This window comes from candidate division KSB1 bacterium, assembly GCA_034505495.1.
Lineage (GTDB): Bacteria > Zhuqueibacterota > Zhuqueibacteria > Residuimicrobiales > Krinioviventaceae > Fontimicrobium_A.
In genome coordinates this window covers 38,317-53,751 of sequence record JAPDQV010000012.1, presented here as the reverse complement: position 1 = coordinate 53,751, position 15,435 = coordinate 38,317, and the positions used below count along the sequence as shown (strand labels likewise).

The following is a 15,435-nucleotide window of genomic DNA, read 5'->3' as shown; positions in this document are numbered from 1 at the left end:
TCAGAGTTTTTGACAGCTTTTTCATTTAAAATGCTTCGCAGCGATTGAACTTGGAGCCGTGAAGCAGGCCGCACCATTCGCCGGCCCCGTAAAAGAGATGCGATCCGACGTAGAGGCAAAAGAGCGTCGGCAACAGATCGGGCCGACGGCGGCGCAGGGCTGCTGCAGCGCTCAGCATCAATATAGCGAAAAAATAGACGAGAGGGGACAAAAAAATCGGGGAAAAGACGGCGAGAGGCGTCAGAGCGAGCGCAGCGACGAGAAGCATCGGCGCCAGAAGGATCGGTTCGATCCGGCGGGGGTGTTTGATCATCAGCCGCATACGGCCTTTGCCGTAGGTGAACATATTCTTCAGCCACTCCCGGAGCGTCGAACGCATTTTGTGCACGACTTCGAGACCGGCCAAATAGATCAGGGTTTTGCCGTGGTCAGACAGGCGAAAGCTCATGTCCTGATCCTCGCCGATGTTTCCCAGTGATCGGTCAAAACCGCCGAGGTCAAGCAGCGTGAGGCGGTCGTAGAGCACATTGACGGTCGGCAGGTGCGGAACAGGCCGATCGTGAAGAAAACGGCGGCCCTGTACCGAGCCGTGGCTGCCGAGGTACGAGTCGAGGAATATTGCCAGGGCTTGGTAAAAACGTCCATTTTGCGGCGGAACATTGCCGCCGCCGACTGCAGCGAGATGGGGGACTTTGAGCGACCAGCGGCGAAAGCCTTCGACCAGTCCAATGAGCCAATGGGGAGGAGCAATGCAGTCGGCGTCGATAAAGGCGATCAAGGGGTGAACGGCTTTTTCGAGCGCTATTTGGCGGCTGCCGGCAATGCCGCGTACAGGATTGCGGATCAATTTTATTCGTTTGTCGGCTTCGGCAAACCGACGGACGATCTCCTGCGTACCGTCGGTCGAGTCGTTGTCGATGACCAGAATCTCCATAAGCTCGGGCGGATACTGTTGCCGAAGCAGGGAATCAAGGCATTCGGCAATGTCGCTCCGGGCGTTAAAAACTACCACGGCAACACTGACGCCCGGTGGTGCGCCCGAAGCCGTCATGCGTTCGGCCAAACCACCTCCTGCGGTTTTTTTGAAGCGAGCGAACGATGAGCGGCAAAGGTGACCAGCGAGGTGTCGATCAACGATTCGAAGGTGAACTCGGCAGCGCCTTCGCGCAATAGCTTTACAAAGGCCGCCATTTCCTCCGCATGACCCTTGCCGCGACAGGATACCGTGCGCTTTTTACGCCCGTCAAAGAACTCGGCTTTGCGAAAATCGTAGAGCAGCACGCTGCGGCCGCCGGCGTGAATTTCATAGTATTCTTTAGCCGGCGCTTTGTCGCCGGAAGCCGTATAAAACAGGGTGCCTACTGAGCCGTCAAGGAATTTAACGAGCAAAACCACATTGTCCGCCTGCGTCGTCTGCAGATTATCGTCCGAAACACTTTCTGCATAAACCGATAACGGGCGGCTGTCGGTGAGAAAACTCATGATGTCGATGAAATGACAGGCTTCGCCGATCAGCCGGCCGCCTTGTTCCGGAAGCTGGGTCCAATGATCTTTAGGCAGAAAGCCGGCGTTGATGCGGATGAGGATCTGCATAGGGCCGCGTTTCGGCTGAAAAAAGGCTTTGATTCGGCGCATGATCGGCGAAAAACGACGGTTATAGCCGACCGTAAAGGTTCGCCCGGCCGGTTCGGCGTATTGCCGATAGGCGCGAATAATTTCCTGAAGCTGTTCGGGCGTCACTGCGGGCGGTTTTTCCACATAGACATGCAGACCTGCGCGCAGGGCCGTGATGACGTATTCGGCATGCGAATCATGGCGCGTGGCAATCACGACGGCATCCGATTCTTTGAATACCGTTTCCGCATCGCCGGCACAAAAGGCAAAGCCGTACTTTTTCGCTGCTGATTTGGCTTCGATGGGGCTGGCGGTAAATACGCCGGAGAGGGAAACGCCGAGTCGAACGAGCGGCGGCAGCAGATAGGCTTGGGCAAAATTGCCGGCGCCGATAAAGCCGATGCGCGGCGAAGTCAGCGGTTTGACGGTCGGCAGATCGACGCGCGCGCGGCGGGGGCCGCTTTCTTGCGGATATGAGATGAGGACGCCGAGAGAAGGCTGCGCGTCGGATTTGCCGGTTATCAATTCATAGGCCTTTACCGCTTCGCGGATGGGAAAAATGTGGGTCGTAAGGCGGCGTACATTAACGCGTCCGGCAGCCAGCAGATCGAGGAAAGCCTGCATGTTGCGGTTTTCGGTCCACCGCACGTAAGGCAGGGGGTAATCGACGCCTCTTTCTTCGTAATTCGGATCGTACCTGCCCGGCCCATACGAGCAGGAGATGCGCAGTTCGAGCTCCTTTTCGTAAAAGGGCGAGCGCGGCAGATTCATGCCGACGGCGCCGACAATGACGATGCGGCCTTTTTTGCGTACGGCCTGCAGTGCCAGCTCGATCGGCTCGTTGCTGCGCGTCGAAGCAGTGAGAATGACGGCATCGGCGCCGATGCCGCGCGTAAACGCCTCGACGGCCGGCAAAGCGTCGAGGCTGCTCGGCGCACAGTCGTCGCAGCCGAGCTCGGAGGCCAAGGAAAAGACCTCGGGCCGTACATCCAGGCCCATAACACGGCAACCGTTGGCCTTTAGAAGCTGTACGGTCAACAGACCAATCAGGCCGAGTCCGATGACTATAACTTGTTCACCGATTCGCGGCTCGGCCTGCCGTACTCCCTGCAGGGCAATCGCCCCAAGGGTCGTGTAAACCGCTTCTTCAAGCGCAACATTTTCCGGCACGCGGGCGACCAGATTGCGGGGCACAAAAACGACCTCGGCGTGAGATGCATAGCCGGCCCCGGCGCAAGCCACGCGTTCGCCGGGTTTGAACTCATCGACCGCCGATTCGATAACGATGCCCGCTGAGCTGTAGCCGAGCGCCGCATAATTGTCCAGGCGGGTGCGCACTTTATTCCAAGTGGCAATGAGTCCCTCGCGGCGCAGATTGTCGCGCACCTGCTTGACCAAATCGGGCCGCTTTTTAGCCTTTCCGAGCAGAGAGGCCTGCGCCGTCTCGACGGAGGTTCGCTCCGTGCCGGCGCTGATCAGTGAAAAGTGATTGCGCACCAAAACGCCGCCCGGCCGCAGCATCGGCTCGGGCAGCTCATCCACTATCAATTCGCCGGTCTTTTGATATTGAAAAATCTGCAGCATAAGCAATTTCCTTGATAAACTTTTCGAGCCGGTCAATGTAGATTTCGACGGTAAAACGTCGGCGATAGGTTTCCCGCGCGTTTTCCGCCGGGGAGCGATAGTCGTCAGCGTTTTCCAGCAACTGTTCGATTCGATCGGCTGCCTCGTCGACGGTGTCCACGAGAAGACCGTTGCAGCCGTCTTGAATCATTTCCGGAACGGCGCCGACCGGACGCGCGATCGTCGGCGTTCCGGCGGCCATGGCCTCAATGATCGTCAGCGGCTGGCCGTCCCGACGGCTGAAATGCAGCAAAAAATGGCTTTCGGTCAGCAACTTCCATTTAGCCTCGCCGAGCTGCAGGCCGACGAAGCGGATGCGCTCGCTCCATCCGGTCGCGGCAATCAACTTTTGCATGCGGCGGCGAAAGGCCGGCTTGACCCATTCACCGGCCACGGTCAGCCGCCAGTCGATTTCTTTTTTTTCAAGAAGCGCAAGCAGGCTGAATACGTCGGCAAATCCTTTTGCCGACGATACGGCCCCCAAGTAAAGCAGCCGCAGCGGCGGCGAGGGGATGCGGACCGGTTCGTCAAGGACCCACTCCGGAGCGGCCACGGCGTTGTCGATGACGGATATGCTTCCCTTGTAGCCGCTTTTCAGCAGCTGGTCGGCAATGCCTTGCCCCAGGACCCGCAGCGCCGCAAAGCAGTTGATGAACTTGCGGTAGATGAATCGTCCCAACCGATGGTCGACAAAGTCGAATCCCATACCGTGCAGATCGCCGACGACGCGGATGCAGTTCTTTCGCAGGACGGCCGCCAGGAGGCCGGTACGGATGAACGCCGGCAGATTTTTGGGCAGCCAGAGAAAAACCGCTTTGGGTCGTCGGTGAAGGCAAAAGGCGACGGTTCTCCAAAACCACAACAGACCGTTGAACAGATTATCGAGTCGCAGACGCCCCTGCGCTGCTTTGCTGTGGCGGCGGCGCTGCAGCGTCTGCACGGTGAATCGTTCCCGAAACGCATCGGCGGTCAATTGATGCATGATCTCGCCGCCGCCCCACGGCGGCGGGAGCTTGAGAAGTAAAAGGATGTCGTTCTTTTCATTCACGACCGTTTGCGCACCAAATAGCTGCCGATCGCCAGTTCGTGAACGCATCCCCACAGCAAGTGTTCGACCGCTTCCCGCGGGTGATGCACGATCGGCAAGCCGTGTCGGTTAAAGCTGGTGTTGAGAATGACGGGAACGCCGGTTTTACGGTAAAAATGCTCGATTACGGCATAATATTTTGGATTGTCGCGCCGCACGCTGTGCACGCGCGCGGTATTGTCCACGTGGATGGCGGCGGCGATCTCGTGCTCTTTTCCCTCGATTACGTCAAAGGCTAAGGTCATGAACGGCGAGGAGCAGAAATCTTTAAAGTGCAAATGGCCGTAATCTTCGAGACAACTTGGGGCAAAGGGCATGAACCAGTCGCGGTTTTTCATGCGCGAATTGATGATTTCACGGGTTTGGGGATCGCGCGGATCGGCCAACACGCTGCGCCGGCCGAGGGCGCGCGGCCCCCATTCTTCGCGTCCCTGAAACCATCCGACCACTTTGCCGCTCACCAGAGAATCGGCAACCGCTTCGGGTAATCGGCCGTCCAGTTTTTGCCATTCGATCTGCTCTCCGAATTCGCGCAGCGTCTCGGCAATCTGCTCATCAGAAAACTCGACGCCGAGATCGGCGTCGGTCAGGCGGTAGACGGTCGGTTCGCCGCTTTTTCGGTGGTAAAGCTCCAGCGCCGCTCCGATCGCCGTTCCGCCGTCGCTTGCGTGGGGATGAACAAAGACCTCGTCGACAAACGGCAGCTCACGGATGAGCTTATTGACTTTGACGTTAAGGAACGTTCCGCCCGCCAAAGCAACCTTGCGGAAAGGATGCCTGGTGTGAAACTGTCGGACAAAGCCGAGAATTCGTTCTTCGAGCAGTTTTTGCGCTGCGGCCGCGACGTTCGCTTTGCCGTAGCGCTCGATCAATCCCATGATTTTTCTGCCGGATACGGTCTTGATCAGCACGCTCTCGCGCGGCACGGTCACATAGTCGATCCAATAAGGGTACCCTTCCCACCGGCCGTCTTCATAACGGAAAACCATGTCTTTGATTTGGTCGTAGCATACATTCGGGTCGCCGTATGCCGCCAGTCCCATAGTTTTTCCCTCGCCGTCCATGTATTTGAGTCCCAGACAAACGGTGACGGCCGAATACCACAAGGCTGTTGCGTAAAGGGGCACTTCTTCGAGGAGCTGCATGGCGCCGTTGCGGCAATAGTAGACTTGGCCGGCTATGTTTCGGCCCTGCTGATTCGGGCCGAAACCGTCCATACTGATGGTCAGGCACTCGTCGAATCCGGAGCAGCGATAGGCGCTGGCGGCGTGTGAAAGATGGTGATCGAGAAAGACGATCTTTTCCGGCGGCACCCCCAGGCGGCGAAGGCCGTTTTGAAAGACGGCCGGTTTGTACATTTTTTTAAGGTTCGGAGCCAGATATTTGAGTAGGCCGAGAAAATTGTGGCCGACAAGGCCGAAAACGGTACGGGGTAAATCCCAGAAACTGCGGCAAAAAAGATCTCCGTAGAACGAGGAGGGCGGGTAGCCGACGGCGAACCAATCGATTTCGTCGAGTGAAATACCGCGAAAGGACAATGCCGCCTCGAGGCTGCGTTGCGGAAAGGCCATTTCGTATTTGACGCGCGTAAATCGCTCTTCCGAGGCCGCAAAGATGACCTTGCCGTCTTCGACCAGGGCAACGCTGCTGTTGTGATGGGCTCCGGCAACGTCGTTCAGACCTAAAATCAGCATTGGCGGCCGATCTCCTTTATGGTTTCGCAATGATTCTATTTGCGCTCGATGCCGAGCATGCTCAAAAAGAACGAGGAAAACACGGTTTGTGCGCCCAAAATGATCAAGGTCGACGCCAAAAGCGCCAACCGCAGCTGCAGCGGATAGCCGTTTGGGTATTCGGCATAGAGAATGAGCATCAGTACTCCCATAAGGGCGCCGACAAAAAAAATCGTCGCGCCGAGCGCCAAACCGCGTTCCAGGTTAAAGATGCGGAACAGTCTGCTCAACAGGGGACTCTGCGGAAGGAAGCCGTGGGTAACGGCGTAAATTCGGGCATAGACGCCCAGCAGGATGATCTGGTAGCCAAGGATCGCGAGCATGCTGCCGACAACCATGAGATGCAGGTCGATGGAATTGCCGAACAACGGCCGACGGGCGATGAGCATGCCGAGCATCAGCAGTCCGCCCAACAGAGAAACGGCGGCACCGGGATAGAGGAACAGATGCGTCGGACTGTGCAGCAGCATGAAACGGAGATGGCGCCAGCCGTCGCGAAAGGAACGCAGGTGCGGCGGGCCGCCGCGGCCGTCCGGATGCAGCGTAATCGGGATTTCGGTGATCTTGAGCCCGGCGAGCGCCGCTTTGATGACCATTTCAGATGCGAACTCCATGCCGGCGGTTTGCAAATCCATTTTTTGAAACGCCTCTTTGGTAAAGGCGCGCATTCCGCAGTGAGCATCGCTAATTTGGGTGTGGAAAAAAAGATTGAGGATGCCGGTCAGCAGCGGGTTGCCGATATAGCGGTGCGACCAGGGCATGGCGCCTTTGAGGATCGTCCCGTGAAAGCGCGTTCCCATGACCAGATCGTACCCTTCGCGCAGTTTTTCGACGAACCGGCCGATGTCGCCGAAATCGTAGGAATTATCCGAGTCGCCGATGACGATGAAATCGCCGCGCGCCGCCGCGATGCCGGCACGATAGGCGTTGCCGTATCCCCGCCGGCTTTCGTGAATCACCCGTGCGCCCATCTCGCGGGCAATCTCTGCAGAACCGTCGGTTGAGCCGTTATCTGCAACGATGACTTCACCCTCCAATCCCAATTTTTGCAGCGTGTCGATCGCCTTGCGAACGCAAAGGCCGACTGTTTTCCGCTCGTTGAGACAAGGCATAACGACGGAGACGAGCATATTCCCCTTGCCCCTCAGACGCCTGTTCCTTTAAAGACTGCCGGAAGCGTTTTGGCGAGAATTTTTAAATCGAGCTGAATGGACCAGCGGTCGATATACTCCAAATCCAGCTTCATCCATTCTTCGAAGGATAGTTGATTGCGGCCGCCGACCTGCCACAGACAGGTCATGCCGGGCCGCATGGAAAAGCGGCGTTTCTGCCATCGTTTTTCGATGCCGTTGACGTCGCGCACGGGCAGCGGTCGCGGGCCCACCAGACTCATATCGCCTTTAAGCACGTTGATCAACTGCGGCAGCTCATCGAGGCTGGTCTTGCGCAGAAAACGGCCGACACGGGTGACGCGCGGATCGTCGTGGATTTTAAAGGCTGGTCCGTCGGCTTCATTTCGGTCCTGCAATTCATCCTGCAGCGCCTCGGCGCCTTGAATCATGGTGCGGAATTTGATCATTTTGAATCTTCGCCGATTGTAACCGATGCGGTCTTGAACGAAAAAGACCGGGCCGGGCGAATCGATTTTGATGAGAACGGCAATCAAAACGAACACGGGAGATAACAGGATCAGCGCTGCAGCCGACACGCAGAAATCCATGACCCGTTTGAGCCAAAGTTGCGAGAGCTGATGACGGGAGCCGGTGTAAACGGTCAGGATTGGCTCGTCATCCAGCTCAAAGGCTGCGGTTTTCAGTGTATGGATCTCGAACCAATTGGAGGGTACGCGGCAAACGATGCCCAGCTCCTGGCAGAGGCGAATGACCTGCCGAATCCGTTCGTAGTACGAACCCACCGGCAGCATGAGATAGACTTCATCGACGATGTGATTCTCGAGGAACTCGGGCAGATCGTCCAGTGAACATACGACTTTGGCGTGCGGTTCTCTAATCGTCTCGGCCGGCTGCTGATCATCGGCAAAGCCGACCAATTTGTAGCCCAGCTCCCGCCGCGAAAGGATTTTCTGCGCTAATTCGATCGCCTGTCGATTGCTGCCGATAAAGAGCACATGGCGCAAGTTACGGCCGTTGTTGCGCAGAGTGATGATGATGCGTCGAAACAGAGCGCGGGCGAGAATCGTCAGCAGCGTGCAGGAGACCCAAAAGAGCAGCAAAACTTGACGGTTGACGTTACCCCGCCCCAGCAGCAGGCTGACGGCACCGACCATCAGAACGCCGAGGCTGACCGCCCGAAAGATATCGAACATCTCTTTGGCCAGATTGGCGAATCGTCGTGATTCATACAGGCCGAACTGGGAAAAAAGGGAAATCCAGCCGTATACCAAAGCGACCAGAGCAATCAGATTGATCAACGACAGTTTGTAGGAGAGAAAGTCAAGGAAACGACTGGGGATGTCGCTCGGCGAAAAACAATACAAGGAGAACAAAAAAGTGACCGACATGATCGTTATATCGATCACTTTGAGCGCGTTGTCGATCGCTTTTCGCCTCAAACTGGTCACGACCTTTTCCTTTTACGTTGCCCTGCAAAATATGCCGATCCCTAAAAAGGGGATGACTTTTCGAGGCGTCATGCCTTTCCCGATTGCATCTTGGTCTTGCTCTGAGAAGATCGGCCGTGCTCGGAATAGTAGGTGTAATAGTAATCGTAGCCGCCGTAGAGGTTGCGGGCCTTGACATTATTGAGCACCGCTCCGACGATGTTTGCCCCGACATGATCGAGAAGCTTTTTCGCTTTGAGGATAATGTCGCGGTCATTGCGCGCCGATTCGATGACCAGAAGAACGGCATCCACGAAGGGGGAGAGCACCGCCGCATCGGTTACGGCGATGACCGGCGGCGCATCGAGAATAACGTATTCATATTTTTCCGACGCCAGAGCCAGAAGATCCTTCATGCTCTCGCCGGCCAACAGTTCAGAAGGATTCGGAGGCAGCTCGCCGCAGGTCAAGACGTCCAAATTTTCGACGCGGGTTTTATGAATAGCCGCGGTCAAAGCCACGTCGAGCGAAGCAACCTGCTGTACGGCCTTTCTCGCACCGATCGACGCTTTTGCCAGAGGACCGCCGCCGTTGAGGTCAATCTCCGATTCAAGATCGTCGCCGTTCTGCGGTCCCATAATGCTGCTGGTCCGGCAGTGCTGCAGGATGTCCGCCAGGCCGGGCTCGCGGTTGACGGAAAAAATCTTGTGAATGGTCGGCCGGCGCAGGTCGGCGTCGATCAACAGCGTCCGCATGCCCATCTGCGCCAAAACAACCGCGAGGTTGGCCGATGTGGTAGACTTGCCTTCCTGCGGCCCGGAACTGGATATCATTACTGTGGTGAGTTTCTTTGATAAATGAGAGAACTGGAGGTTGGTGCGCAGAGTACGATATGCCTCGGCGGCCGGGGAACCCGGTTGACTGTAGGTAATAAGTTCGATTGGTTCACCGACGCTTTTTTCCTGTCCTGCTGAGCTTCCACTGCGGCGCAAATGCGGGATCGAGCTCAATACCTGAAGTCCCAACCGCCGCTCGATGTCTTCGGGCGTTTTGAGCGTCGTATCGATCGATTCGACGAAAAATGCCAGTCCCAAGCCGATGGTTGAACCCAACATGAAAGCGATCGCCAGATTCAAGCCGATCCGCGGCAGCACCGGCTCTTTCGGAAGCTGTGCGGCATCGATAATCCGCATGTTGCCGATGCGTTCCGCCTCGTTGATGCGCGCCTCTTCATGCCGCTCCGAGAGCATCAAGTAGAGATTATTGGCCAAATCGCGTTCGCGCGTCAAACGCGCCAACTCGAACTCTTTTTCGGGCAGGCGCCTCAGGGCGTTTTCATATTGAGCAAGAGAGGCGGCGAGAGACTTTTCCTGTGCCTGCAGCATCTCCAGCTTGAGCTCCTGGTCGATGCGGTTTTGATACAGAGAGGCAATCTGCGAAACCGGATCGATCAGGTGCTCGCTTTCCGCGAAACGGCGCGCTTCTTCCGCAAGCGTCTGCCGCAACTGATCGATTTCTCGCCGCATGTCGGCCATTTTGGGGTTGTTTTCGGGAACTCCCTGCAGCTGCAGCCGAATATAACTGTCCTGAAGCTCCGCCAGTTTAGCCTTTAACTGCTGGATCATCTGATTGGAAAGATTGGTGATGGACGGAGCCAAATTTTGCTGCCGGCGGGAGATCTCGCCCTCAAGGCTGCGCAGATACTGCTCGGTTTTTATTCGTTCGTTTTTCGCCTGTTGATACTGCAGCTCGATATTTTTCGCCAGCTGCAGTTCTTCCTCAACCTCTTTATCTAATGCGGTCACACGGTTCTCGATTTTGAATCGCCGAAGCGCCGCTTCCGCCTCATCCAGCTTTTTACGATACGCTTGGCGCTGTTCTTCGATAAAGGCCCGCATGTCGCTCACTCCCTCGCGGCGGATGCGCAGGTTACGATCGCGCAACACTTCGCACAAAGTGTTGGCAATTGTCATGGCCAAGGCAGGGTCCCGCTCGGCGCGCACTCGAATTTGAATGACGTCCGATTCGGCAATCGGCACGGCTTCGAGGTTGTTGCGGATGACGGCAGCAATATAGGCGGTCTGATCAAAATCCGGCGGTCTGTCTTTCGGAAGCGGAAAAAGATCTTTAGCCCATTGCGGCAAGGCAGCCGCCGTTTCGAGCGCCACCGATCGGCTTTTGATCTCTTGAATCTGGTTGAGCAGAGATTCCTTGAGCGGATATTTGAGAACCTGCGGAGCGGCCGTTATCGGCTGTCGCGGGTTGTCGTAGATAATGGAAACAGTCGACTCGTAGACCCGCACTGCCGTTGCGTTGTAATAAAGCGCCGGCAGCAGTGTCGCCGCGATGCAGGCGACAAAAATCCACTTGCGCCGCAAGAGGATTTCGAAAAATGCGGTGAGGGGAACTTGTTCTTTTTCGCTCAAGCTCAACGACAGTCCTCTACTTGACCGCTCTCAAGTACCAAACATAGACTGTGGCGATAAGGGCCACTTCATGAACCGCCCGAATTATTTCTCGGCTGCGAAACCACGCGTCGGTATCGACAAAAACCACATCGCCGGGCTGGAGAATCGGCGGCGGCGTCACCATTTGCGGATCGCTCATATATCTATTTACATTATATTCCACGATTTTGCGTGAGACTGTTTCCAGCCGCCGTTTGAGCTGTTCTTCGTCCAACGGCTCGGCAGAGTCTTTGATCACGGCTTCAAGCGTTTCGGGATTGGTCTTCCAAGCACCTGCTTTACCGGTGATGCGAACCTTTGAAAGCCTGGCATTCTGCGTGGGGCCGCCGGCAATGGAAATTAATTCGACAAGATTGGTATTGTAGGGGACTCGATACTCGCCGGGCGATTTGACTTCACCCCAAATCGCAACCACCATTTCCAGGGATTCTTCCTTGCCCAACAAATATTCGCTCGTTTTGCTCGTTTGCTGCGCCTGCAAAAGGCAGGCAGTGTAGAAAATCAAAACCGCAGGAATAGCTGCCGAGGTTTTCATGCGCTCATCTCTATTGATTGGACTTGTTCATTCAGTTTTATTTGCCGGTGCAGGTCCGGAACACCCAGCAGGACGATCATTCCGGCAAACATGATGAGTGTAAGCGTTGCCAAGGCGACGCGATACTTTACGGCTTGACCATAGGGTTCCGCAAGGCGGGCGGCACCGCTCCAGATCAACGGTCCGATAATGGCCGCCGCTTTACCGGAAAGGGCGTACAGACCAAAGAATTCTCCCAAACGTTCTTTCGGCGCCAGAGTGATGAGCAGAGGCCGTGCGGCTGTCCAGGTGGAACCCATCAAGGCGCCGATAAGGGCGCCGAGGATCCAGAACAACGGCCTGTGGGCAGTCAATACCACACCGCTGCAGCAGACGACCCAGCCGAGAATGACGCCGACGAGCGTTTTCTTGGGTCCGAAATGATCGGTCAAGATACCGCACAGGGCCGAACCGATCACGGCCGCAGGAATCAGCAAAATGAAAAAGTTGGTCGATTCGGCCGACGAAAAGCCGATGACTGCCTGCGTATAAACGCCCATATAGATGATGATGGTCTCGATGCTGTCTTCGTATAAAAACTTGGCAACCAGAAAGCGCAGCAATCCGGGATATTTTTGCGTATCTTTGAGAGATTTCCAGACCTGGCGATAGGAATCTGCCGCCGTCCATTTTTTGAGTTTTTCAGCCGTTTTGGGTTCCTGAACAAAAATAAAAACCGGCAGCGCAAAAATCAAGAACAGCAGCGCCGTGGGAATGAACGCTGCGGCGCGCCCTCCCGCTTCCATGCCGGCGATCTTCCAGCCGAAAAGGCTGCCGTCGACGAAAATGCCGCCGACCAACAGTCCTGCCGCCGAACCCAAATAGCCGATGGCGACACCGTATCCTGATACACGACCTAAAGTTTTCGGTGTGCTGACGGCCGGCAGCAGGGCGTTGTAAAAAACGAGGCCGCCCTGATAGCTATAGTTGGCAATGACATACAAAATCAAGACGATCGGCACCACGATTCCTGCATCGGAGATCCCTTTGCCGACGACACCCATAAAAAAAGTGCCGCCGATACAGCCAAGGGTAAAGATCAGCAGAGCCTTCAGCTTGGATTGCCGTCGATCCGACCAGTCGCCCAACACCGGAAGGGTGACGGCCACCAATGCCATCGACAGAGAATTGACCAACGAAACCCAAATATCGCGCCGCCCCAGCTCGATGATGATCCAAGTGCTGAAATAGAGCGACACCACGTTCATCGAATAGGCAGTGTTGGCAAAATCGTACAGAATCCACGAGATGGTTGCCAAAAGGGGTGGTTTCTGCTCCTCAATAGGCAGCGTGTTTTTTTTGCGTGTCATTATTCTTTCGTCTCACAGGCAGAGCTATTCGCGGGCCTGCGTCAATCTTTCCGGTTGTTCGCTTACTGTATAGGATTGCACTGCCAGCTGGATGACTAGGCGCAAAGTTTCCATGACCCCGATTCCCTTTACAGCCACTGCTTCAATGTAGGGGACATTAAAAAAATTGAGCCTCTTTTGCAGCAACGGCAAACTCAACGCGCTGGGCAGATCGCGTTTGTTGTATTGGATGAGCCACGGAACGGAGCGCAGAGAGCGGCCGTAAAGCGCCAGCTTTTCTTCCAAGTCCTGAAGACTGGCAAGATTGTCGTCCATACGCCCCTCCTGAGAGTCGGCCACAAAAACCAGAGCGTCGGTACCATTCAAGACCAGTTTGCGGCCAAAGCCGTACTGGGCCTGACCGGGCACCGTATAGAGATTGAAGCGCGGCCGCTTGCCGTTGATTGCACGCGTTTCGATCTGAATGAAATCGAAATAGAGCGTGCGTTCGACGCTGGTTTTAAAGGAAATCAATTCACTGCGGCAGGTGGGATCGAGCCGGGAGTGTATGTATTCCAAATTAGTCGTCTTACCGCCCAGACCTGGCCCATAATAGACGATCTTGAAAATAATTTCCTGATTCTTCCAATCGATGTACATGGGAGGTCCTTAGGAGAGGCCGAAGGCGCGATCCAGCTCATGATCCAACTTGCGCCGGAAATCGGCGTCGATAAAACTCTGCACCTGTCGGGTACTGCGCCGCAGGCTCTCAAGATACTCGGCGAGTTTCTCGACGGCATGATGGGTCAGCAGGCGTACAAAGCCGACCGGTGTCTGTTGTCCGAAAACGATGATCATCAAGTAATCATCTCCGACGCTGCACATGTAAACATGGCGGTCGGTGCCTTCGAAAAAGACGTGCTCGAAATGCTTTTTACCGCTTACCATCAGTGCCATTTCCTTGGCGGTGGAAAAGCTGCCGGCTGCCACGGCGGTAAAAGCGTGTACGTCGAATTCCGGCTGATTGCCGCTGTAATTGACGATATAGCCGTTCATGTCGGCAAAAATGCAGGCACGGGCTTTCAACCGTTTATTCAACTCGGCGACGATTCGTGAAATTTTCTCGAACGTGGCTTCGGAAAAAACCATCTGCTTATTTTGCACTTGCTCGTCGACAAACATAGTCAATATTCCTTTGCGTTATCGGCCATAGGCCAGTCTTTCGATAAGGAAATCCGGCAGCCGGTGTTCGCGCATCGCCTGTTGGGTGGCGCGGATGTCATAAGCCGTGCGTATAAGGCGGAACTCGCTGCGTTCATCGTCCCAAATGCCGAAACAAGCATCGGGGTTGTTGTCGCGCGGCTGGCCGACGCTGCCGACATTGATGATATACCGCTCTTCAGGCAAGATGCGGAGAAATTCCGCAGTGCGGCGCTCGATGACGCCGTCAACCTGCACCCAAGCGGTCGGCATGTGCGTGTGACCGATAAAGCAGATCTGTTCGGAAAACGATTCAAACTCGCGGCCGGCGCGGGCGATCGAAGTCAGGTAGTGCCATTCTTCGGGTTCTTGAGGAGTGGAATGGACGAATATCAGGTTTCCTTCTCTTTGGATGAGCGGTAAACCTGCCAAAAAGCGTTGATTAGCCTCATTGAGTCTGCCGAGCGTCCAGTGGATCGCCTGCGCCGCATAGACGGTAAAAAAATCGGGACGAATGCGGCCGCCGGCAACCGCATCGTGATTGCCGCATAGGGTAATCGCCGCTCGGTTTTGTACGAGTTCGCAACACTCGTTCGGAAATGGACCATATCCGACCACATCGCCCAGACAAATGATGCGGTCGCAGTTTTCTTCATCGATTCTTTCCAGAACCCGCTGCAGAGCCGCCAAGTTGCCGTGAATATCGGAGATAATCGCATAACGCATCGCCGCGGTTCCTCGTTTTTTTACGGATTCAATAAAGGTATATATACCACCCTCATTTTGCAAGACGTGCTTTCGATTTTTGTGCAAACATAAGGCCGGCTATTTATATGCAGTAAAAATCGGTTTGTCGGTTCAGAGGAAAATGTTATTTTCCGGCGCGTCTTGAAACAGCATCTTGTAGCGCAGACTGTTTAACGGTTATTAATCAACAAGGTTCATTTTATGGATTGGACTCGTTTTCGAAAGCACATCATCGGCATTGACCAACAATACGAAACACCTTACGGCATGGTAAAGATGGTCTACGCCGATTGGACCGCCGGCGGTCGGCTCTATCGCCCGATCGAGAAAAAGCTGATGCATGATCTCGGGCCGTTTGTCGGCAACACGCACACGGAAACCAACGTAACCGGCACCTCGATGACTTTGGCGTATCAGGAAGCGCACCGCATCATTAAGCGCCACTGCGGTGCCGGGCCGAACGACGTGATCATCAACGCGGGATTCGGCATGACGGCCGCGGTCAACAAGTTTCAGCGCATCCTCGGCTTACGGCTGCCT

General features: G+C 55.5%; 13 protein-coding genes. 1 reads left to right on the top strand and 12 read right to left on the bottom strand.

Going from position 1 to position 15,435, the window contains the following annotated elements:
- Positions 1-25: 25 nt before the first annotated feature.
- From ONB24_07160 to ONB24_07105, 12 genes are all read right to left on the bottom strand, one after another.
- Positions 26-1,063, bottom strand: a complete 1,038-nt coding sequence (locus ONB24_07160) for a glycosyltransferase (protein ID MDZ7315884.1) — start codon at positions 1,061-1,063, stop codon at positions 26-28.
- Positions 1,048-3,198, bottom strand: a complete 2,151-nt coding sequence (locus tag ONB24_07155; protein MDZ7315883.1) for a bi-domain-containing oxidoreductase — start codon at positions 3,196-3,198, stop codon at positions 1,048-1,050. Before ONB24_07155 ends, ONB24_07160 begins: the two co-directional genes overlap by 16 nt.
- On the bottom strand, positions 3,149-4,285 hold the full coding sequence (locus ONB24_07150; GenBank protein ID MDZ7315882.1) for a glycosyltransferase: 1,137 nt from the start codon (positions 4,283-4,285) through the stop codon (positions 3,149-3,151). The genes ONB24_07155 and ONB24_07150 overlap by 50 nt, the downstream gene beginning before the upstream one ends.
- Positions 4,282-6,018: a hypothetical protein gene (locus ONB24_07145; protein MDZ7315881.1), complete on the bottom strand. Its 1,737-nt coding sequence runs from the start codon at positions 6,016-6,018 to the stop codon at positions 4,282-4,284. Before ONB24_07145 ends, ONB24_07150 begins: the two co-directional genes overlap by 4 nt.
- A 35-nt stretch (positions 6,019-6,053) precedes the next feature.
- Entirely contained in the window at positions 6,054-7,187 is a 1,134-nt protein-coding gene (locus ONB24_07140; GenBank protein MDZ7315880.1) for a glycosyltransferase family 2 protein, read from the bottom strand.
- A 14-nt stretch (positions 7,188-7,201) separates the two neighbouring features.
- Positions 7,202-8,638 carry a sugar transferase gene (locus ONB24_07135; protein MDZ7315879.1) on the bottom strand — a complete coding sequence of 479 codons (1,437 nt, stop codon included), beginning with the start codon at positions 8,636-8,638 and terminating at the stop codon, positions 7,202-7,204.
- Positions 8,639-8,706: 68 nt separating this feature from the next.
- The gene (locus tag ONB24_07130) at positions 8,707-11,049 is read right to left on the bottom strand and encodes a polysaccharide biosynthesis tyrosine autokinase (protein ID MDZ7315878.1); all 2,343 of its coding nucleotides are present in this window, start codon (positions 11,047-11,049) and stop codon (positions 8,707-8,709) included.
- A 10-nt stretch (positions 11,050-11,059) separates the two neighbouring features.
- Positions 11,060-11,620: an SLBB domain-containing protein gene (locus tag ONB24_07125; GenBank protein MDZ7315877.1), complete on the bottom strand. Its 561-nt coding sequence runs from the start codon at positions 11,618-11,620 to the stop codon at positions 11,060-11,062.
- Positions 11,617-12,969 carry an MFS transporter gene (locus ONB24_07120; GenBank protein ID MDZ7315876.1) on the bottom strand — a complete coding sequence of 451 codons (1,353 nt, stop codon included), beginning with the start codon at positions 12,967-12,969 and terminating at the stop codon, positions 11,617-11,619. The genes ONB24_07125 and ONB24_07120 overlap by 4 nt, the downstream gene beginning before the upstream one ends.
- Positions 12,970-12,993: 24 nt before the next feature.
- Positions 12,994-13,608 (bottom strand): GTPase domain-containing protein, encoded by a 615-nt coding sequence (locus ONB24_07115; protein MDZ7315875.1) that lies wholly within the window; start codon positions 13,606-13,608, stop codon positions 12,994-12,996.
- Positions 13,609-13,617: 9 nt separating this feature from the next.
- Positions 13,618-14,130, bottom strand: a complete 513-nt coding sequence (locus ONB24_07110; protein ID MDZ7315874.1) for a roadblock/LC7 domain-containing protein — start codon at positions 14,128-14,130, stop codon at positions 13,618-13,620.
- Positions 14,131-14,148: 18 nt separating this feature from the next.
- The gene (locus ONB24_07105) at positions 14,149-14,874 is read right to left on the bottom strand and encodes a metallophosphatase family protein (protein MDZ7315873.1); all 726 of its coding nucleotides are present in this window, start codon (positions 14,872-14,874) and stop codon (positions 14,149-14,151) included.
- 222 nt (positions 14,875-15,096) lie between these two features.
- Between ONB24_07105 and ONB24_07100 the strand changes: the two genes are divergently transcribed.
- On the top strand, positions 15,097-15,435 hold a 339-nt coding region (locus ONB24_07100; GenBank protein MDZ7315872.1), incomplete at its 3' end, for a selenocysteine lyase.

What these genes read in the sequence shown, in the direction of transcription:
- ONB24_07155 (MDZ7315883.1), bottom strand. Translation starts at nt 3,198, where the DNA reads ATGCTGCAGATTTTTCAATATCAAAAGACCGGCGAATTGATAGTGGAT.
- ONB24_07145 (MDZ7315881.1), bottom strand. Translation starts at nt 6,018, where the DNA reads ATGCTGATTTTAGGTCTGAACGACGTTGCCGGAGCCCATCACAACAGC.
- ONB24_07140 (MDZ7315880.1), bottom strand. Translation starts at nt 7,187, where the DNA reads ATGCTCGTCTCCGTCGTTATGCCTTGTCTCAACGAGCGGAAAACAGTC.
- ONB24_07125 (MDZ7315877.1), bottom strand. Translation starts at nt 11,620, where the DNA reads ATGAAAACCTCGGCAGCTATTCCTGCGGTTTTGATTTTCTACACTGCC.
- ONB24_07120 (MDZ7315876.1), bottom strand. Translation starts at nt 12,969, where the DNA reads ATGACACGCAAAAAAAACACGCTGCCTATTGAGGAGCAGAAACCACCC.
- ONB24_07115 (MDZ7315875.1), bottom strand. Translation starts at nt 13,608, where the DNA reads ATGTACATCGATTGGAAGAATCAGGAAATTATTTTCAAGATCGTCTAT.
- ONB24_07110 (MDZ7315874.1), bottom strand. Translation starts at nt 14,130, where the DNA reads ATGTTTGTCGACGAGCAAGTGCAAAATAAGCAGATGGTTTTTTCCGAA.
- ONB24_07105 (MDZ7315873.1), bottom strand. Translation starts at nt 14,874, where the DNA reads ATGCGTTATGCGATTATCTCCGATATTCACGGCAACTTGGCGGCTCTG.